Raw genomic sequence first — 19,507 nt, forward strand, 5'->3', positions numbered from 1 at the left:
GTCGCCGCTGCCTGTCGGCCTATGCCCGCTCAGCGGATCAGTACGCGTCCGTGATGACGTTGTTGAGCGGCTCTCCCGCGAGGTGGCGAAGGAGCTGCGAGCGCAGCAGCCGCAGCAGCCGCCGGCCGGAGGCGGGGGTGCTGCCGGCGACGTGCGGCGTGATCAGCACGCCGGGGGCGCTCCACAGCGGATGCCCGGCGGGCAGCGGCTCCGGCGCGGTCACGTCGAGGGCGGCGCGCAGCCGCCCGGTCTTCAGCTCGGCGACCAGCGCGTCGGTGTCCACGATCCCGCCGCGGGCGGCGTTGACCAGCACGGCGCCGTCCTTCATCCGGGACAGGAACGCCGCGTCCGCCATGCCGGCCGTGTCGGCCGTCGCGGGCACGAGCAGGACCACGACGTCGGCCTCGGGCAGCAGCGCGGGCAGCTCGTCCATGCCGTGGACCCGGCCGCGCTCGCCGTCGCGGGCCGAGCGCGCCACCCGGACGACCTCGACCTCGAAGCCGTCGAGACGCCGCTCCAGCGCCGCGCCGATGGACCCGTAGCCGACGATCAGCACGGTGGCGTCGGCCAGGACGCCGGTGTGGTGGTAGGTCCACTCGCCGCGCCGCTGCGCGTCCACGAACCCGGGGAACTCCCGCAGCACCGCGATCATGGCGCCGACCGCCCACTCGGCCGTGCCCGCGTCGTGGACGCCGCGGGCGTTGCACAGCACCGCGCCCTCCGGCACGTACGGCCGGTACGGCTCCACGCCGGCCGTCACCGTCTGCAGCAGGCGCAGGGAGGTCATCCGGGACAGGACGCCCGGCACGTCGGGCACCGTGACGAGCGGCGGGATCCAGACCTCGACCTCCTCGACCCCCTCGGGCAGGGGCCCGGAGCCGTCGTAGACCGCGCACTCCACGCCGGGGAGGTCGGACAGGACATCGGCCACCGCGTCGGAAGGAACCCAGATCCTCATGCCGAGAACCTTACGACCTGGGGGGAAGTATGAACCATATGAGGAAGCTCAGGAAGATCCTTCTGGTGGCGGGGCTGGCGGTGGCCGTGGGGGCGTGCTCGGCCACGGGCGGAACGGCGAGCGGCGAGGCCGCGACGGCTCCGCCCCCCGTGGATCCGCCCTCGACGACGGCGGACGATCCGGGCAAGGGCTCCCCTCCGCGCGACATCGCGCAGCCGGGCGAACCGCGCACCGTGGCGCGGGACCTGGCGGTGCCCTGGGCGATGGCGTTCCTGCCGGGCGGCGACGCCCTGGTGACCGAGCGCGACACGGCGCGGCTGCTGCGGGTCACGCCCCGGGGGCGCGTCACCGAGGTGGCCACCGTCGAGGGCGTGGAGCCCCACGGCGAGGGCGGGCTGATGGGCGTGGCGGTGAAGGGCGAGCAGGTGTTCCTCTCCTTCACGGCCGCCGAGGACAACCGGATCGTGCGGTATCCCTTCGCCGGCGGCCGGCTGGGCGCGCCCAGGGTGATCGTGCGCGGCATCCCCAAGGGCGGCATCCACGACGGCGGCCGGCTCGCGTTCGGCCCCGACGGCTACCTGTACGCCACCACGGGCGAGACCGGCGACGACCAGCTCGCCCAGCGGCGCGACTCCCTGGGCGGCAAGATCCTGCGCATGACCACGGACGGCGCCCCCGCGCCCGGCAACCCGTTCGGCACGCTCGTGTACAGCCTCGGCCACCGCAACGTGCAGGGCCTGGCCTGGGACCCGTCCGGCCACCTGTACGCCTCGGAGTTCGGCCAGAACGCCTTCGACGAGCTCAACCTCATCAAGCCGGGCGCCAACTACGGCTGGCCGGAGGTCGAGGGCCGCGGCGACGACCCGCGCTTCACCAACCCCGTGCTGACCTGGCGCACCGCCGAGGCGTCGCCGTCGGGCCTGGCCTACGCGGGCGGGTCGCTGTGGATGGGGGCGCTGCGCGGCCGGCGGCTCTGGCAGATCCCGCTGGACGCGAGCGGGCAGGTGGGTCGTCCGGTGGCCCGCTTCACGGACGTCTACGGCCGGCTGCGCGGCGTGGTGGCGGCGCCCGACGGGACGCTGTGGGTGTCGACCAGCAACAGGGACGGGCGCGGCTCGCCCCGCGACGGCGACGACCGCATCCTGTCGGTGCCCCTGCGCACCCCGTAGCGGCAGGTAGCGGCAGGTAGCGGCTATTCGGCGGCGCAGACCACCTGGGCCTGGGGGCGGTACTTGGTGGTCTGCTTGCGGTCGCGCTTGACCTCTTTGCCGTCGTTGACGAACACCCGGGTGACGTCGATCGTGAAGCCCTGCACCCCGCCGGCGGGCACGCACCCCGGGTCGCTGCTGGTCTGGGTGCGGAACGCGGTGAAGTCCCGCTTCTCCGACTCGACCGCCTGGACCTTGTCGTAGCGCCGGGTGCTCCACAGCGTGACCGTCACCGACGTGCCGGTGGTGGCGGTCTTGACGAGCACCCCGTAGTCGGAGTCGTTGCGCCACTTCAGGTCGCGGTCGGGGTAGAGGAGCCCCGCGTCGCGGCCGGCCGGGTAGCGGACGGCGTAGTAGTCCATCGGCGTGCGCTCGACCTCCTCGAACCCGGCGAAGTACGCCGCGTTGTAGAGGGTGGTGGCGAACTGGGAGACGCCGCCGCCGACGATGGTGACGAGCCGGCCGCCGACGATCTGCCCGGCCTCCACGTAGCCGCCCTCGCGGGTGCGCTCGCCGGTGGCGTCGTTCAGGGAGAACGTCCGGCCCGGCCGCACCACGACGCCGTCGAGGTCGGCGGCCATGCGCTGGATGTTGGTGGCGCGGGGCTGGCAGCACTCGAACGTGGTGGTGAACTCGCCCACGTTCTCCTTGATGCCGAGGCCGCTCACCGCGCTGGTCGCGACCGCCGGCTTGACCGTGGCCAGCTTCACCGGGATGACGCGGCTGCCCTGCCCGGCGACCACCTCGGCCACGTCGGCGGCGAGCCGCTCGGGGTCCACGCCCCGGCCGGTGCGGGCGGGGACGAGGACGGGCTTGCCGTTGACGATGTCGTACGTGGCGTCGCGGGGGGCCTGCGCCTCGTCGATGAGGCCGCCCTCCACCGTGGCCAGGGCCTTCTCGGCGTCGAAGTGCGGCACGAGCTCGCCGTCCTCGCCGTCCTCGCCGGCGGTGAAGGTGAGGTTGGCGGCGATCGTGGCGGGCGGGACCTGGGTCTGCTTGCCGCCGAGCGCCAGCGTGATGGGGGCCGCGACGGCCCGCTCGGCCAGGGCCTTGGCCTTGGCGACGGTTGCGGAGGTGCTTTCGGGCTTGGCGGGCCGCAGGGTGAGGATGACCGAGTCGCGGCCGCCGCGGAAGGCCGCGTCGATGGCGCGGACCGCGTCGTCGCGGTCGAGCAGCACGCCGTCGCGCGGCTCGGTCACGACCGGCCGCAGCCCCTGGAAGGCCACCTTGCCCTCGCGCGGGACCTTGTCGTGGCTCTCGGCGAGGCCCTCGACGGTCCGGGTGAGCTGGGAGAGGTCGATGGTGACCTTCGGCTCCAGGTCGGTGGGGCCGGTCAGCCCGCGCCACACCTCCATGGGGCCGGGGAAGCCGCTGCGGGCCTGGCCGATCGTGCCGACCACGTCGAGCTCCAGCCCGGCGTCCTCGGCCTGGATGATCTCCTTCTGGCCGCCGATGTCCACCGTGACGGGCTTGTTGAGCTTGACGGCCAGCTCGTCGCGGAGCTTGTCGGCCGCCTGGGTGACGGTCAGGCCGCCGATGTCCACGCCGCCGACGCGGGTGCCGCGTAACACCGAGCCCGACATCAGCACGGCCGGCACCAGGTACGCGAGCACGGCCAGCACCACGACGACCAGCAGCACGGCGGGCAGCAGGCGGCCGCGGCGGGAGGGCTCGGGGTCGAGGAAGACGGGCGACGGGCTCGGCTGCTCGGGCAGGCCGAAGGTGCCGGCGCGCGAGGTCTCGGCCCGGGACCGGCTCACCGGCCATGGCTGCACGGGGGCCGCCATCGGGGGCAGCGCGCTCTTGCCGGGGCCGGGGCCGTCCGCGGCGCCGTCCGGGGGCCCGTCGTTCCGGGAGCCGTTCGCGGGGCCGTCCTGGCCGGGAGGCGGCGCGGGGCGCGGCTGCTGCGCCGGGGGGCCGAAGATGTCGGGTGACACGCCGGGAGGCAGGCCCTCGATCCGCGGCCTCCTGCTCGTGGTGCCCGAGCTGGGCAGGGGCACCGAGGAGAAGGGGTCTGTCGGCGAGTCGATCGGCCCGGCGTTACGCACGCCTCAAACTCCTCCCGCTACGCTGCCACATCTTCAGGCAACAGTAAGGCACGAGCATCTGGATATGTCACGGAATACGGCTACGGATGGGTGTCAACCTCTCCACTGGTAGCGATGTTCGGGACGGCCCGCGGTGCCGTACCTGGGCCTCAGCTCGGCCCGGCCCTCCACGCACAGGTACTCCAGGTACCGGCGGGCGCTGACCCGCGACAGCCCGGCCAGCTCGGCCGTCTCCGCCGCCGACAGGTCGCCGCCCGCCTCGCGCAGCGTCTCGGCGACCAGCGCGCAGGTGGCCGGCGACAGGCCCTTGGGCAGGGCGGCGGCCGAGGAGGGCGTGCCGAAGAGCCGGTCCACGTCGTCCTGCCGGGCCTCGGGGCCGATGGAGGTGAGCCGCCTCCTGGTCTCGGCGTACTGCCGGAGCCGCTCGGCCAGGGCGTCGGCGGTGAACGGCTTGATCAGGTAGTTGACGGCGCCGCGCCGCATGGACTCCCGGACCGTGGGCACGTCGCGAGCCGCGCTGATCACCAGGGCGTCGGTGTCGCGCAGGTCCTTGAGCACGTCGAGACCCGACATGTCGGGCAGGTAGATGTCGAGCAGGACGAGGTCCGGCCGGTGCCGGGCCGCCTCGGCGAGCGCGTCGGCCCCGGTGTGCGCCGTCGCGACCACCCGGAAGCCGGGGACGCGGGCCACGTACCCGCTGTGGATGCGCGCCACCATGAAGTCGTCGTCCACGACGAGCACCCGGATCTCTGCCCGCTCCTCACCGACGGGTGCGCCCGGAGCGTCTTCATGGAGGTCTCCGGAGCGGTCCCGGGTCATCGGGCCACCGCCTCGACCGGGGGCGGCAGCAGGGCCGTGAAGACCGCGCCCCGGTCGTTGCGCACCTTGACCCAGCCGCCCCGGCGCAGGCACGCCTGCCGGGTCAGCGCCAGGCCGAGCCCGCGCGGCCCCGACTGGGCGGCCTTGGTGGTGAACCCCTCCCGGAACACCTCCTCCACCAGGTCCGGCGCGATGCCGGGCCCGGAGTCACCCACCCGCACCCGCAGGCCGTCCGCGTCGGCCCGTACGGACACCTCGATCGTGCCGGGCGCGCCGTCCAGCGCGTCGATCGCGTTGGCCACCAGGTTGCCGACCACGAGGACGGCGTCGCCCGGGTCGCCGAGCGAGCCCTCCGGCACGGCGGAGTCGTCGGCCAGGACCAGCCGGGCGCCGCGCTCGGCCGCCTCGGCGGACTTGGCCAGCAGCAGCGCCGCGAGCGTCGGCTCCTGGACCCGTTCGCGCAGGTCGGCGGCGTACGCGGTGCCGGTGCCGCGGGTGATGAAGCCGATCGCCGACTCGTGCTCCCCCAGCTCCAGCAGCCCGACGACCGTGTGCATGCGGTTGGCGAACTCGTGCGCCTGGGCCCGCAGCGCGTCGGTCGCGCTGCTGGCGTCGTCCAGCTCGCGGGCCAGGCGTACCAGCTCGGTGCGGTCGCGCAGGGTCACCACCCAGCCGCGGTGCTGGCCCCGTACGGACACGGGGGTGCGGTTGAGCACCAGCACGCGGTCGCCGTGCAGCACGATCCGGTCCTCGCCCGGGTCGGCGCCGCCGAGCACGTCGCGCATGCGGCCGGAGACCGGCAGCCGGGTCAGGTCCTCCCCCACCAGGTCGTCACCCGCGAGGTCGAGCAGCTCGCGGGCGGCGTCGTTGACCAGCGTCACCCTGCCCCCGAGGTCGAGGGCGAGCACGCCCTCCTTCACGCCGTGCAGGACGCCCTCGCGCTGCTCCAGCAGCGCGGCGATCTCGCGCGGCTCCAGCCCGAACGTCTGCCTGCGCACCCGCGCGGTGATCAGCGCGGCGGCGGCGAGCCCCGACACCAGGACGGCCAGCGCGGTCCACAGCAGCGGCGGCAGCGCGTCCGCGAGCTGGCCGGTGACCGTGGTCTGCAGCACGCCGACCGACACCAGGCCGATGACCTCGCCGTACTCGTCGAAGACGGGCGCCTTGCCGCGCACGGTGGTGCCGATGGTGCCGGTCTCGGTGCCGACCCAGCTCCGGCCGGTGTTCAGCACGGTGGTGCCGTCGGTGGACAGCTTGCGGCCGATCAGCGCGGTGTTGGGGTGGGCGTAGCGGGTCTGCTCGCGGTTGGCGATCACCACGTAGTCGGCGCGGGTGGAGTGCTGGACGCTCACCGCGAGCGGCTGGAGCACCGTCTCGGGGTTCTTCAGGTCGAACGCGTCACGCACCTGCGGGAGCGCGGCGACGGACTGGGCGATGGCCAGGGCCCGCTGCTCGTGCAGCGCGTCGAGCTGGTCGCGCGTGTGCTCGGCCCACACGCCGGCGGTGCCCCCGACGGCGAGCAGCACGATCACCATCTGGAGCACGAAGAGCTGCGTCCCGAGGGACGCGTCGCGTACTCGTCTCACCCAACTCATGGAAACATCCGCAGGTCACAGCGGGGTAGCGACCAAAAAGACCTAAATGACTACTATCAGATAAAGCTCGACTCCTCGCGGGACGGACTTCACCATCCAGGTTTCATACCGTGAAATCCCCCCTTGGAGTTCTCATGCGGATGCGTATACTCGCCGCCCTCGCGGCGATCTCGATCGCCGCGCTGACCGGCTGCGGCGAGAACGCCGGTGGCGGCGGCACATCGGGCGCCGCCGGCACGCTGCGGATCATGGCGCCGGCCTCGCCCGGCGGCGGCTGGGACCAGACCTCGCGCGTGGCCGAGCAGGCGCTCAAGGCCGCCGACCCCAAGCGCAGGGTCGAGGTCTACAACGTCCCCGGAGCGGGCGGCACCATCGGCCTGTCCCAGCTCGCCGGTGAGAAGGGCAACGGCAACCTACTGATGACCATGGGCCTGGTCATGCTCGGCGCGATCGAGCAGAACAAGTCCAAGGTCACCCTCGCCGAGACCACGCCCATCGCCAAGCTGACCGAGGAGTACGAGATCGTCGTGGTCCCGGCCGACTCCCCGCTCAAGCAGCTCTCCGACCTGGTCGCGGCCTGGAAGGCGGACCCGGCCAAGGTGTCCGTCGCCGGCGGCTCGGCGGGCGGCACCGACCACATCGTGGCCGGTCTCATGGCCAAGGCCGCGGGCGTCGACCCCAAGAAGGTCAACTACATCGCCCACTCCGGCGGCGGCGAGGCGCTCAACGCGCTGCTCGGCGGCAAGGTCACGATCGGCGTCTCGGGTGTCGGCGAGTTCGCCGAGCACGTCAAGTCCGGCAAACTGCGCGCCCTGGGTGTCACCTCGGCGCAGCGGATCTCCGGCCTCGACGCACCCACCCTCAAGGAGGGCGGCCTGGACGTCGAGCTGGCCAACTGGCGCGGCATGGTGGCCCCCGGCGGGATCAGCGAGGGCGACAAGAAGGCCCTGACCGACCTGGTCACCAAGATGCACGACTCACAGCCGTGGAAGGACGCCGTCGCCAAGAACGGCTGGATCGACTCCTTCCAGACCGGCCAGCAGTTCGCCGACTACCTCACCTCCGAGCAGGCCCGGGTCAAGGGCATCATCGCCGAGATGGGGCTCGTGTCCTGATGTCCTCCCCAGACACACCCGTGCGCGCCCCCTCGGGGGAGCCCCCGACCGGGCAGGCACCGCGCCACTGGTGGCGGCCCGAGCTGGTGCTCGCCCTCGTGGTGCTGGCGCTGGGCGTGCTCGTCATCGTCGGCACGCTCAACGTGTCGGCGGCGGCCTCCCAGCTCGGCATCGGCCCGCGGTTCTTCCCCACCCTGGTCGGCGGCGCGATGATCGTCGTGGGCGTGTTCTACGTGATCGACGTGCTGCGCGGCGGCCAGGGCGACCCGGAGGAGAGCGAGGACGTCGACGCCGGCGCCCCCGCCGACTGGCGCAGCGTCGCCCTGGTGAGCGGGATCTTCCTGGCGTTCGTCACCGTGCTCAACGTCGTCGGCTGGATCATCGGCTCGGCCCTGCTGTTCTTCGGGCTGTCCGTGGTCCTCGGCGCCGGGCACAAGGTGCGCGCGGCCGTCGTCGGGGTGGTCCTGGGGCTCGTGACGTACCTGCTGTTCGTCAAGGGGCTGGGCGTGACGCTGCCGGCCGGCTGGCTGAGGGGGGTGCTGTAGGTGGACTCGCTCCAGCTCCTGATCGACGGGTTCGGCGCCGCGCTGACCCCCGTCAACCTCCTGTACGCACTGGTCGGCGTCACGCTCGGCACGCTCGTCGGCGTCCTGCCCGGCATCGGCCCGGCCATGACCGTGGCGCTGCTGCTGCCGATCACGTTCACGGTGCCGCCCGCGAGCGCGTTCATCATGTTCGCCGGCATCTACTACGGCGGCATGTACGGCGGCTCGACCACGTCGATCCTGCTCAACACGCCCGGTGAGTCGTCGTCGATGATCACCGCGCTGGAGGGCAACAAGATGGCCCGGCGCGGCCGGGCCGCCCAGGCCCTGGCCACGGCCGCCATCGGCTCGTTCGTGGCCGGCACGATCGCGACCGCGCTGCTCGTCGTCGCCGCCCCGGCGGTGGTGGCCTTCGCGATCTCGTTCGGGCCGGAGGACTACTTCGCGCTGGCGATCCTCGCCTTCACCGCCGTGTCGGCCGTGCTGTCGCGCTCGCTCGTGCGCGGTCTCGCCTCGCTCGGGCTCGGCCTGGTCATCGGGCTCATCGGCATCGACCAGCAGACCGGGCAGGCGCGCCTGACCATGGGCATCCCGCAGCTCCTCGACGGCATCGACGTGGTGATCGTCGCGGTCGGGCTGTTCGCGCTCGGCGAGGCGCTGTACGTGGCCTCCCGGCTGCGCCACTCCACGCCCGAGGTGGTGCCCGTGGGCCGGGCCTGGATGGGCCGCTCCGACTGGGCCCGCTCGTGGAAGCCGTGGCTGCGCGGCACCGCGCTCGGCTTCCCGTTCGGCGCGCTGCCGGGCGGCGGCGCCGAGATCCCCACCTTCCTGTCGTACGCCGCCGAGAAGCGCCTGGCCCGCGGCACGGCCCGCGAGGAGTACGGCAAGGGCGCCATCGAGGGCGTGGCGGGGCCGGAGGCGGCCAACAACGCCTCCGCCGCGGGCACGCTCGTGCCGCTGCTGACGCTGGGCCTGCCCACGTCCGCGACCGCCGCCATCCTGCTGGCCGCCTTCCAGCAGTACGGCCTGCAGCCCGGACCGCAGTTGTTCGACCACAACCCGGCGCTGGTGTGGGGCATGATCGCGTCGCTGTTCATCGGCAACACGATGCTGCTGGTGCTCAACCTGCCGCTCGCCCCGCTGTGGGCGCGGGTGCTGCGCATCCCCCGGCCCTACCTGTACGCCGGGATCGTGGTGTTCGCCGCCCTCGGCGTCTACGCGCTGAACGGGACCGTGGTGGACCTGGTCGTGCTGTACGTGCTCGGCCTGCTCGGGTTCGCGATGCGCCGCTTCGGGCTGCCCGTCGCCCCGGCCGTCATCGGCATGATCCTCGGCCCGATGGCCGAGATCCAGCTCCGCCGGGCCCTGGCCATCGGCGCCGGCGACGTGACGGTGCTGGTCAAGAGCCCGGTCGCCGTGGTGCTGCTGCTGCTCGCGCTGGGGGCGCTGCTCACGCCGCTGGTGCGCAAGCTGGCCGTGCGCAGGGAACTCGCGCCGACCGTGATCCACGAGGAGGACTGACGCCGGGCCGCGGAAGATCACGCGGTCGAGGATTGACGCGCCGTCTCCGGGGCACTGCGATCAGTGCTTCAAGGGAGCGTCCAGGGATGTGCCAAGGCCCCGCCGATCATCCGCCGGCGGGGCCTTTCGCACGTCCTGAGCTCGTCGGGTTACTCGGAGACGCCCAGCTTCTCCAGGATCAGCACCCGCGCCCGGGCCGCGTCGGCCTTGCCGCGGCTGGCCTTCATCACGCCGCCGACCAGCGCGCCCACAGCGGCGATCTTGCCGGAGCGGACCTTCTCGGCCGCGTCGGCGTTGGCCGCGAGGACGTCGTCGATGATCGCGGACAGCTCGCCCTCGTCATTGACGATCTTGAGGCCGCGCTTGTCGACCACCTCGTCCGGCGTGCCCTCGCCGTTCAGCACGCCCTCCAGCACCTCGCGGGCGAGCTTGTCGTTGAGCGCGCCGGAGGCCACCAGCTCGGTGACGCGGGCGATGTGGGCCGGCGTGATCGGCAGCTCGGCGAGCGCGGTGCCGGTCTCGTTGGCGCGGCGCGCCAGCTCGCCCATCCACCACTTGCGCGCGTCGGCCGCCGGGGCGCCCGCCGCGACCGTCGCCTCGACCAGGTCGATGGCGTCGGCGTTGTGCATGGCCTGCATGTCGAGGTCGGACAGCCCCCACTCGGCCTGCAGCCGCTTGCGCTTGAGCGACGGCAGCTCGGGCAGCGCCGCCTTCAGCTCGGCCACCCACGCCGGGTCGGGCGCGATCGGCACCAGGTCGGGCTCGGGGAAGTAGCGGTAGTCCTGCGCCTCCTCCTTGGACCGCCCGGAGGTGGTCGTGCCGGTGTCCTCGTGGAAGTGCCGGGTCTCCTGCACGATCCGGCCGCCGTCGGCGAGGACCGCGCCCTGTCGCTCGATCTCGCTGCGCACGGCGCGCTCGACGCTGCGCAGGGAGTTGACGTTCTTGGTCTCGGTGCGGGTGCCCCACTCGGACGAGCCGCGCGGCATGAGCGAGACGTTGACGTCGCAGCGCAGCGAGCCCTCCTCCATGCGCACGTCGGAGACCCCGAGCGAACGCATGATCTCGCGCAGCTCGGTGACGTACGCGCGGGCCACCTCCGGCGCCAGCCGGTCGGTGCCCGGGATGGGCTTGGTCACGATCTCGACCAGCGGGATGCCGGCGCGGTTGTAGTCGACGATCGAGTAGTCGGCGCCGTGGATGCGGCCGGTCGCGCCACCCACGTGGGTGGACTTGCCGGTGTCCTCCTCCAGGTGCACCCGCTCGATCTCGATGCGCACGGTCTCGCCGTCGACCTCGACGTCGATGTAGCCGTCGAAGCAGAGCGGCTCGTCGTACTGCGAGATCTGGTAGTTCTTCGGCATGTCCGGATAGAAGTAGTTCTTCCGGGCGAAGCGGCACCATTCGGCGATGGAGCAGTTCAGCGCCAGGCCGATCTGGATCGTCGACTCGATCGCCTTGGCGTTGGCCACCGGCAGCGAACCGGGGAAGGCCAGGCAGATCGGGCAGACCTGCGTGTTGGGCGGCGCGCCGAACGTCGTGCGGCAGCCGCAGAACATCTTCGACGCGGTGCCCAGCTCGACGTGCGTCTCCAGGCCCAGCACCGGCTCGAACCGGTCGAGCGCCTCGTCGTAGGACATCTTCGTGGTCGTCACAGTGCCGGAGCCTCCTTCAGCAGCGGGCCGCCCCAGCGGCTCTCCAGGGCCTTCTCGACCGCGGCGGCGACGCGGTAGCAGCGGTCGTCGCCCAGCACCGGCGCCATGATCTGCAGACCGACCGGCAGGCCGTCCTCGTCGGCCAGGCCGCACGGCACGGAGATCGCCGCGTTGCCCGCCAGGTTGGACGGGATCGTGCACAGGTCGGCGAGGTACATCGCCATCGGGTCGTCGGCCCGCTCGCCGATCGGGAACGCCGTCGTCGGCGTGGTCGGCGAGACCAGCACGTCCACCTGGTGGTAGGCGGCCTCGAACTCGCGCGCGATGACCGTGCGCACCTTCTGCGCCTGGCCGTAGTAGGCGTCGTAGTAGCCGCTCGACAGGGCGTACGTGCCGAGCATGATGCGCCGCTTGACCTCGGGGCCGAAGCCGGCGGCCCTGGTCAGCGCCATGACCTCCTCGGCGCTGCGGGTGCCGTCGTCGCCGACGCGCAGGCCGTAGCGCATGGCGTCGAAGCGCGCCAGGTTGGACGAGCACTCCGACGGGGCGATCAGGTAGTAGGCGGGCAGCGCCGTCACGAACGACGGGCAGGACACCTCGACGACCTTGGCGCCGAGCGATTCCAGCAGCGCCACCGCCTCGTTGAAGCGGGCCAGCACGCCCGGCTGGTAGCCGTCGCCGCCGAACTCCTTGACCACGCCGATCCGCAACCCCGCCACGTCGCCCTGCCGGGCCGCCTCCACGACGGAGGGCACCGGCGCGTCGACGGAGGTCGAGTCGAGCGGGTCGTGACCGGAGAACGCCTCGTGCAGCAGCGCCGCGTCGAGCACGTTGCGGGCGAACGGCCCCGGCGTGTCGAGCGAGCTGGCGAACGCGATCAGGCCGTACCGGGACGAGCCGCCGTAGGTCGGCTTCATGCCGACGATGCCGGTGACCGCGGCGGGCTGCCGGATCGAGCCGCCCGTGTCGGTGCCGGTGGACAGCGGCGCCTGGTAGGCGGCGACGGCCGCGCTCGAACCACCCGACGAGCCGCCGGGGATCTTGTTCAGGTCCCACGGGTTGCGGGTCGGGCCGTAGGCGGAGTTCTCCGTGGAGGAGCCCATGGCGAACTCGTCCAGGTTGGTCTTGCCCAGGATGACCAGCCCGGCCTCGCGCAGGCGGCGCGTCACGGTCGCGTCGTACGGCGGGCGCCAGCCTTCGAGGATCCTGGACGCGGCCGTGGTCGGCATGTCGCGGGTGGTGAAGATGTCCTTGTGCGCGATCGGCACGCCGGCCAGCGGGCCGAGCCGCTCACCGGAGCGCAGCCGCTCGTCGACGGCGCACGCCTGGCCGAGCGTCACCTCCCGGTCGACGTGCAGGAACGCGTTGACCTTGGGCTCGACCTCGGCGATGCGGTCGAGGTGCGCCTCGGCCACCTCGACGGCCGACACCTCTCCGGCCGCGACCATCGCGCCGAGCTCGGCGGCGGTCTTGTGGATCAGACTCATGCCTCCTCCCCGAGGATGCGCGGCACCCGGAAGCGGTCGTCCTCGACGGCGGGGGCGCCGGAGAGCGCCTGCTCGGGCGTCAGGGACTGTCGCACCTCGTCGGCACGGAAGACATTGGTCAGCGGGAGCGCGTGCGACGACGGCGGCACGTCCTCGGCGGCGACCTCGGCGACCTTCGCGACCGACTCGATGATGGCATCGAGCTGCGTGGCGTAGTGGTCGAGCTCGTCGTCGGTGAGCGCCAGCCTGGACAACCGGGCCAGGTGCGCGACCTCGTCGCGGGTTATGGCGGACATGAGTCGTTGAACCCGTTTCGTGGATGGAGTTTGGACACTCACATCCTAGGGGCCGTGACGGAACGCCTCCGAACCATTAACACCCTGGCAACACACGCGGGCCGGATGCATGATCCAGGTGGGCCGCCACACATCCGGGAGCGCCGATGGATCGCAGGACTCGGAAGTGGTTCGTCCTCACCCTGCTCGGCATGCTGGCGCTGTTGGCGGCCGGCGTCCTGGCGACCTTCACCGCGCAGGAGGAGCATTGCCGGCGCGGCTCCTGCTCCTGGCACGGAGCCTTCGCGTCGGCCGACGGCCGGGAGACCAGGGACGACACCATCATGCGTGACTTCAGCTTCTCGGTCGTCCGGGGAGACCGGGTGCCGGCGATCGACGTCGGCGATGCGACGGAGGTGTAGCGTCCCGGCCGATTCGGCTACGGGCTCGCCGTCATGATGGTGCTCACCGCTCTCGCGTCGCCGGCGTTGGCCCTGTGGCCGGGCCGGCGGGCGCCGAGATCTGGCGCACCCGCTCCCTCACGCCGTCTGGGTGACCTCGGGCCGATAGCCGTACTCGATGGCCGACGAGGGCTCGAAGCGGTCGCGCAGCCACGTCGTGGCGTCGGCCGGGGACATCGGCTTGCCGAACAGCCAGCCCTGCCCCAGGTCGCACCCCATCTCGGCCAGGCGCAGCGCCACCACGTCCGTCTCGACGCCCTCCGCGACCGAGCGCAGCCCGAGCGAGCGGACCAGGTCGACGATGGAGCGGACGATCCGCGCGTCGTCCTCGGACTCGGCGATGCGCCGCACGAACGACGCGTCGATCTTGACCTCGGAGATGGCCAGCCGCTGGAGCCGGATGAGCGAGGAGTAGCCGGTGCCGAAGTCGTCGAGCGCGAGCGGCACCCCCAGCGCGGCCAGCGCCTTGATCGCCTCGTGCTGGTAGGCCTGGTCGCCCATGAGGATGCGCTCGGTGACCTCCAGCTGGATGGCCGCCGGCGGGAGCTGGTACTTGGCCAGCCCCAGCTCCAGTTGCTCCGGCAGCGCCGAGTCGAGCAGGTCGCGGGCCGAGATGTTGACCGAGACCCGCACCGGCAGGCCCGTGTGCCACCAGCGGGCGGCCTGCTCCAGCGCACTGTCGATGACGTACGCGGTGAGCTGGCGCATCAGGTACGACTGCTCGGCCAGCGGGATGAACTCCGAGGGCGCGATCGGCCCGTGCACCGGATGCCGCCAGCGCAGCAGCGCCTCGACCCCGTGGACGGCGCCGTCGGTCAGGCTGACCTTGGGCTGGTAGTGCAGCCGCAGCTCGCCGTTGTCGACCGCGCGGCGCAGGTCGCCGAGCAGGTTGAGGCGCTCGGGCGAGTTGCGGTCCTTGTTGGGCTGGTAGAGCTCCACGCCCGTACGGCCCTCCTTGGCCAGGTACATGGCCACGTCGGCGCGTTGCAGCAGCAGCTCGAAGTCGGGGGCGTGGTCGGGGTAGAGGGCGATGCCGACCGAGCCGTCGAGGTCGAACGTCATGCCCTCCAGGCGGACGGGCTCGGTCAGGGCCGCCCGCAGCCGGGACGCCACCTCGCGCGCCGCGTGGGCGTCGCGGATCGAGGGCAGGAGCACGGCGAACTCGTCGCCGCCCAGCCTGGCCACCACGTCGCCGGGCCGTACGGAGTGGGTCAGCCGGTGGGCCACCATCTGGAGCAGCCGGTCGCCCACCGGGTGCCCCATGGTGTCGTTGACCTCCTTGAACCGGTCGAGGTCCAGCAGGAACAGGCCGACCCGCTCGTCCTGGCGGGCCTCGGCCAGCGCCTCCTCGGTGCTGACGATGAGCATCTTGCGGTTGGGCAGCCCGGTCAGCTCGTCGTGCAGGGCCTGGTGGTCGCGGCGCATCGACAGCGTCGCGGTGAAGTAGACGGCGGCCAGCGGCGCCACGAACAGCGGCACCATCTCGGGCGCCTGGCTCATGACGACCACGACCAGCGGCGCGAGGCCGAGCAGCCCCGCGTACACCATGCTCTGCGGGCCGGCCGAGGCCCTGATCACGCGCACGATCGACCGGCGCTCGTGCAGGGCGACGGCGCCGCTGACCAGCGCGGCCCGCACGGCGAAGTAGGCGACGCCCGCGATGCCGATGGCGGCCAGGTCGGCCCCGTCGGGCACCCACGGCCGGGCGGGGCTCGGCACGATCCCGAACACGCCCAGCACCACGGCGGCGGCGGTCAGCGCGAGCGTCGACTGCGCGGTGTTGAACATCACCCGGTGCCAGGCCCGGCGCGTCACCACCCCGTTGATCGCGACGGCCACGCACTGCATGATCACCGCCACGGGCAGGCCGAAGTGCAGCAGCACGGCGAACGTGAACATCGTCGAGGGATACGTGCCGCCGACCAGGGCCGCCGAGGACACCATCACGGGCCGCAGCTCGCCCAGGATGACCAGGACGGCCAGCACCCAGAACAGGGACGTGCGGGCGAGCTCCACCATCGGCCCGAGCTCCAGCCGGAGCAGGGACACGGCGAGGGCGGTGAAGCCGATCACGGTGATGCCCGCGAGGTACGCCCACAGGGGCGTGCCGACGCGTGGTCCTGTGTCGCGGGTGTCGGTTGGGTCAGTCATCGGTAAACAGAACCCCCATCAGGTCACTATGGGAGGGTACGACCTTTACCCCACTTCGCGAAACCAAGCGCGTACGTTCCGTCACTTCTCCTATCGGACATATGCCCGGAAAGCACACTGCGTAGACAGCATATCGACGCTCTGTGCCTGCGCGCCGAGTTTCAGCCCTTTTGCTACCCATGGATGTGATCTGTTCTTCCGCCGGGCGTGTCGCGGGCGTCGCGACGCGGCGCGTGCGAGGGGCGCGGGGGCAGGTGAGGGGGTGGTCCACCTGAGGATGCGGGGCTTTCGAGACGCGGACCGCGCGAGGACGCGGGCAGCGTGGGGACGCGGACCGCGCGCGGAGACGAGGCGCAGGAGCAAGGGCAGAGGCGGGCCCAGGTGCTCCCTCCGCCTCAGGCGGCAGCGCGAGCGGCGCTTACTCCTCGGGCTTCACCGCCACCTTGGCCGCCGCCTCCGGGCCGTCCTTGAGGAGGGTCTCGAAGCCCGCCTCGTCCAGGATCGGCACCCCCAAGCTGACCGCCTTGTCGTACTTCGACCCGGCGTTCTCCCCCACGACGACGAACGAGGTCTTCTTCGAGACCGACCCCGCCACCTTGCCGCCCCGGCTGGTGAGCGCCTCGGCCGCCGTGTCGCGGGTGTAGCCCTCCAGCGTGCCCGTCACCACGAACGTGAGCCCGTCGAGGATCTGCGGCCCCTTCTCGGGCGCCGGCTCGTCCTCCATGCGCACCCCCGCCGCGCGCCAGCGTTCGACGATCTCGCGGTGCCAGTCGACCTGGAACCACTCCCGGATCACCGCGGCCGTGCGGGGCCCGATGTCCTTGACCGCGGCCAGCTCCTCCTCGGAGGCGTTCATGATGGCGTCCATCGAGCGCATCTCGGCGGCGAGGTGCTGGGCGGTGGGCGGGCCGATGTGGCGGATCGACAGCGCCACGAGCACCCGCCACAGCGGCACCTGCTTGGCCTGCTCCAGCGACTCCATGAGCTTGACCGCGTTCTGGCTGGCCTCGCCGCTGAGGTTGGAGAAGAACGAGACGACCTTCTCCTCGCCCGTCTTCGGGTCGATCTTGGGCAGGCCGCTGTCCATGTCGCGGACCACGGAGCGGATCGGGATGAGCTGGTCGAGCGTCAGGTCGAACAGGTCGGCCTCGGTGCGCACCACCGGCTCCTGCGGCGGCAGCGGCTGGGTGAGCGCGGTGGCCGCGACGTAGCCGAGGCCGTCGATGTCGAGGGCCTTGCGCCCGGCCGCGAAGTAGACGCGCTCGCGGATCTGCCCGGGGCAGCCGTGCGCGTTGGGGCAGCGCAGGTCGGCGTCGCCCTCGCGCTCGTAGGCCAGCTCGGTGCCGCACTCGGGGCAGTGCGTGGGCATGACGAACTCCCGCTCGGAGCCGTCGCGCAGCGCCGTCACGGGACCGACGATCTCGGGGATGACGTCGCCCGCCTTGCGCAGCACCACGGTGTCGCCGATGAGCACGCCCTTCTTGACCACGATCGCGGCGTTGTGCAGCGTGGCCCGCTCGACCGTGGACCCGGCCACGGACACCGGCTCCATCAGCCCGAACGGCGTGACGCGGCCCGTGCGGCCCACGCCGACCTGGATGTCGCGGAGCTTGGTGTTGACCTCCTCCGGCGGGTACTTGTAGGCGATCGCCCAGCGCGGCGCCCGCGAGGTGGAGCCCAGCTCCCGCTGGAGCCGGAAGTCGTCGACCTTGACCACCACGCCGTCGATCTCGTACGCGGGGTCGTGCCGGTGCACGTGGTAGTGCTCGATGAACTCGTCGACCTCGGCCGGGCTGCCCACGACCCGGTACAGGTCGCTCACCGGCAGCCCCAGCTCGCGCAGCCGCTCGTACATCTCGGACTGCGTGCGCGGCGGGGTGGCGCCCTCCCAGACGCCGACCCCGTGGACGATCATGCGCAGCGGGCGCTGCGCGGTGACGCGCGGGTCCTTCTGCCGCAGCGTGCCGGCCGCCGAGTTGCGCGGGTTGGCGAACGGCGGCTTGCCCTGCTCGACGAGCTGCTCGTTGAGCGTCGCGAAGTCGGCGACCGGGATGTAGACCTCGCCGCGCACCTCGACCAGGCTGGGCACGTCGTCGCCCGTGAGCCGGTGCGGCACGCCCTTGATGGTGCGGACGTTGGCCGTCACGTCGTCGCCGGTGCGGCCGTCGCCGCGGGTCGCGCCGCGCTCCAGCTTGCCGTCGCGGTAGATCAGCGCCACCGCGAGCCCGTCGATCTTGAGCTCCACGAGGTAGGGGGCCGGGTCGCGCTCGGCGAGCCGCTCGGCGCGCGCCTGCCAGGCCGCCATGTCCGCGGCGTCGAAGGCGTTGTCGAGGCTCTCCATGGGGGCGAGGTGCCGGACCTTGGCGAAGTCGCCCGAGACCGGCGCGCCCACCTTCTGGGTCGGCGAGTCGGGCGTCTGGAGCGAGGGATGCGCCTCCTCCAGCGCCAGCAGCTCGTTGAACCAGGAGTCGAACTGGGCGTCGCTGACCGTGGGCTGGTCGAGCACGTAATAGCGCCAGCGGGCCTCTTCCACCAGCTCCGACAGCTCAGCATGGCGCTTCAGCGCCTCCACCGGCACACCACCGGTCTCGGTGTTCAGCTCGCTCACGCCGGAACTCCTTTCTCACGACCCCTGGGAGAACGCTATCGCCGCGCACCGACAAGATTGGCCAGGTGAGAGGTCATCCGGCGGCCCCGGCCTCCGGATCCTCGCTGAGCACGCGGGCCGCCTTGCGGCAGGCCGCCAGGGCCGCCCTCGCGTACGCCGGAGAGGCGCCCGCCAGCCCGCAGGACGGCGTCAGCACCACCTGCTCCGCCAGCCGCTCGGCCGCGAACCCGAGGCGGCGCCACAGCTCCAGCGCGGGCTTGGCGACGACGCCCGCGCCGGGCAGCCGCGTGTCGGTGCCGGGCACCACGCCGAGGAGCAGCAGCAGTCCCGCCTCCACGGCCTCGCCGACCGCCTCCTCATCGCGCCGCCGGACCAGCGAGGCGTCCACGGAGACGCCGCGCACGCCCGCTCTGCGCAGCACGTCGTACGGCACGGACGGCGCGCAGCAGTGGACGATCGGCGACGGGAACCCGCGCAGCGACTCCTCCACCCGCCACTCCTCCACGGCGGGCAGCCGCCCGAAGCCCGAGGCGGTCGGCACAGTGCCGGCCAGCGCCCCCGGCAGGCCCGGCTCGTCGAGCTGGAGCACCACCTCGGTGACGCCGGGAAGGCGCCGCCGCACCTCCGCGACGTGGTCGGCCACGCCCTGCGCGAGGGACTCGGTCAGGTCGCGCACCGCGCCGTGGTCGGACAGCACCTTGTCGCCGTGCCGCAGCTCCAGCCCGCCGGCCAGCGTCCACGGCCCGCACACCTGCACCTTCAGCGGCCCCTCGTAGGCGTGCCCGACCTCCTCGAGGCCGTCGAGGTCACGCCTGAGGTGGTCGACGGCCCGCTGATGATCGCGCCCAGGGCGCCCGGTCAGCCGCCATCCGGACGGCTGCACCTCCACCGGCAGGTCGATCAGCAGCCCCGCCGTACGGCCGATCATGTCGGCGCCCACGCCCCGCCCCGGCAGCTCCGGCAGGTACGGCAGCCCCGGCACTTCGCCGAACACGACCCGCGCCGCCTCAAGGTGATCCTGGCCCGGATGCGACCCGACCCCGGTGGCCTCCCACGTCAACATG

15 protein-coding genes are annotated in these 19,507 nt (G+C 72.6%); 5 read left to right on the top strand and 10 right to left on the bottom strand.

All coding sequences use genetic code 11. The features are described 5' to 3' along the window. Nucleotides 1-37: 37 nt before the first annotated feature. Complete coding sequence (locus HTZ77_RS26470; protein ID WP_175592389.1) at nucleotides 38-958, bottom strand: 2-hydroxyacid dehydrogenase; 921 nt, start codon at nucleotides 956-958, stop codon at nucleotides 38-40. A gap of 38 nt (nucleotides 959-996) precedes the next feature. On the opposite strand from HTZ77_RS26470, the gene HTZ77_RS26475 reads away from it, so the two are divergent. Continuing rightward, a complete protein-coding gene (locus HTZ77_RS26475) occupies nucleotides 997-2,127 on the top strand; it encodes a PQQ-dependent sugar dehydrogenase (protein WP_175592390.1) in 1,131 nt (376 codons plus the stop codon). 23 nt (nucleotides 2,128-2,150) lie between these two features. Here the strand turns inward: HTZ77_RS26475 and HTZ77_RS26480 are convergent, their stop codons facing one another. From HTZ77_RS26480 to HTZ77_RS26490, 3 genes are all read right to left on the bottom strand, one after another. Then, complete coding sequence (locus HTZ77_RS26480; RefSeq protein ID WP_175592391.1) at nucleotides 2,151-4,214, bottom strand: VanW family protein; 2,064 nt, start codon at nucleotides 4,212-4,214, stop codon at nucleotides 2,151-2,153. A 93-nt stretch (nucleotides 4,215-4,307) separates the two neighbouring features. Beyond that, entirely contained in the window at nucleotides 4,308-5,033 is a 726-nt protein-coding gene (locus HTZ77_RS26485) for a response regulator (RefSeq protein WP_175592392.1), read from the bottom strand. Next, nucleotides 5,030-6,628: an ATP-binding protein gene (locus tag HTZ77_RS26490; protein ID WP_175592393.1), complete on the bottom strand. Its 1,599-nt coding sequence runs from the start codon at nucleotides 6,626-6,628 to the stop codon at nucleotides 5,030-5,032. The genes HTZ77_RS26485 and HTZ77_RS26490 overlap by 4 nt, the downstream gene beginning before the upstream one ends. A 134-nt stretch (nucleotides 6,629-6,762) precedes the next feature. On the opposite strand from HTZ77_RS26490, the gene HTZ77_RS26495 reads away from it, so the two are divergent. The 3 genes from HTZ77_RS26495 to HTZ77_RS26505 are packed head-to-tail and all read left to right on the top strand — an operon-like array spanning nucleotide 6,763 to nucleotide 9,809. Further along, complete coding sequence (locus HTZ77_RS26495) at nucleotides 6,763-7,743, top strand: Bug family tripartite tricarboxylate transporter substrate binding protein (RefSeq protein ID WP_175592394.1); 981 nt, start codon at nucleotides 6,763-6,765, stop codon at nucleotides 7,741-7,743. Then, the gene (locus tag HTZ77_RS26500) at nucleotides 7,743-8,288 is read left to right on the top strand and encodes a tripartite tricarboxylate transporter TctB family protein (RefSeq protein ID WP_175592395.1); all 546 of its coding nucleotides are present in this window, start codon (nucleotides 7,743-7,745) and stop codon (nucleotides 8,286-8,288) included. Before HTZ77_RS26495 ends, HTZ77_RS26500 begins: the two co-directional genes overlap by 1 nt. Beyond that, nucleotides 8,289-9,809: a tripartite tricarboxylate transporter permease gene (locus HTZ77_RS26505; RefSeq protein WP_175592396.1), complete on the top strand. Its 1,521-nt coding sequence runs from the start codon at nucleotides 8,289-8,291 to the stop codon at nucleotides 9,807-9,809. A gap of 149 nt (nucleotides 9,810-9,958) precedes the next feature. Here the strand turns inward: HTZ77_RS26505 and gatB are convergent, their stop codons facing one another. The 3 genes from gatB to gatC are packed head-to-tail and all read right to left on the bottom strand — an operon-like array spanning nucleotide 9,959 to nucleotide 13,244. Continuing rightward, nucleotides 9,959-11,446 (bottom strand): Asp-tRNA(Asn)/Glu-tRNA(Gln) amidotransferase subunit GatB, encoded by a 1,488-nt coding sequence (gatB, locus tag HTZ77_RS26510; protein WP_235995232.1) that lies wholly within the window; start codon nucleotides 11,444-11,446, stop codon nucleotides 9,959-9,961. 11 nt (nucleotides 11,447-11,457) lie between these two features. Further along, entirely contained in the window at nucleotides 11,458-12,948 is a 1,491-nt protein-coding gene (gatA, locus tag HTZ77_RS26515) for an Asp-tRNA(Asn)/Glu-tRNA(Gln) amidotransferase subunit GatA (protein WP_175592397.1), read from the bottom strand. Continuing rightward, nucleotides 12,945-13,244, bottom strand: a complete 300-nt coding sequence (gatC, locus tag HTZ77_RS26520; RefSeq protein ID WP_101787882.1) for an Asp-tRNA(Asn)/Glu-tRNA(Gln) amidotransferase subunit GatC — start codon at nucleotides 13,242-13,244, stop codon at nucleotides 12,945-12,947. The genes gatA and gatC overlap by 4 nt, the downstream gene beginning before the upstream one ends. A 146-nt stretch (nucleotides 13,245-13,390) precedes the next feature. Here gatC and HTZ77_RS26525 point away from each other — a divergent pair, with 146 nt between their 5' ends. Then, nucleotides 13,391-13,645, top strand: a complete 255-nt coding sequence (locus HTZ77_RS26525) for a hypothetical protein (RefSeq protein WP_175592398.1) — start codon at nucleotides 13,391-13,393, stop codon at nucleotides 13,643-13,645. A gap of 117 nt (nucleotides 13,646-13,762) precedes the next feature. On the opposite strand, the gene HTZ77_RS26530 is transcribed toward HTZ77_RS26525, so the two are convergent. From HTZ77_RS26530 to HTZ77_RS26540, 3 genes are all read right to left on the bottom strand, one after another. After that, complete coding sequence (locus HTZ77_RS26530) at nucleotides 13,763-15,835, bottom strand: putative bifunctional diguanylate cyclase/phosphodiesterase (RefSeq protein WP_175592399.1); 2,073 nt, start codon at nucleotides 15,833-15,835, stop codon at nucleotides 13,763-13,765. A 418-nt stretch (nucleotides 15,836-16,253) separates the two neighbouring features. Further along, the gene (gene ligA, locus HTZ77_RS26535; protein ID WP_175592400.1) at nucleotides 16,254-18,443 is read right to left on the bottom strand and encodes an NAD-dependent DNA ligase LigA; all 2,190 of its coding nucleotides are present in this window, start codon (nucleotides 18,441-18,443) and stop codon (nucleotides 16,254-16,256) included. 73 nt (nucleotides 18,444-18,516) lie between these two features. Next, nucleotides 18,517-19,506, bottom strand: coding sequence for a methionine synthase (locus tag HTZ77_RS26540; protein WP_175592401.1), 990 nt, complete (start codon nucleotides 19,504-19,506; stop codon nucleotides 18,517-18,519). Nucleotide 19,507 lies beyond the last annotated feature (1 nt).

Origin of the sequence: Nonomuraea montanisoli, assembly GCF_013363975.1 — a bacterium.
Taxonomy (GTDB): domain Bacteria; phylum Actinomycetota; class Actinomycetes; order Streptosporangiales; family Streptosporangiaceae; genus Nonomuraea; species Nonomuraea montanisoli.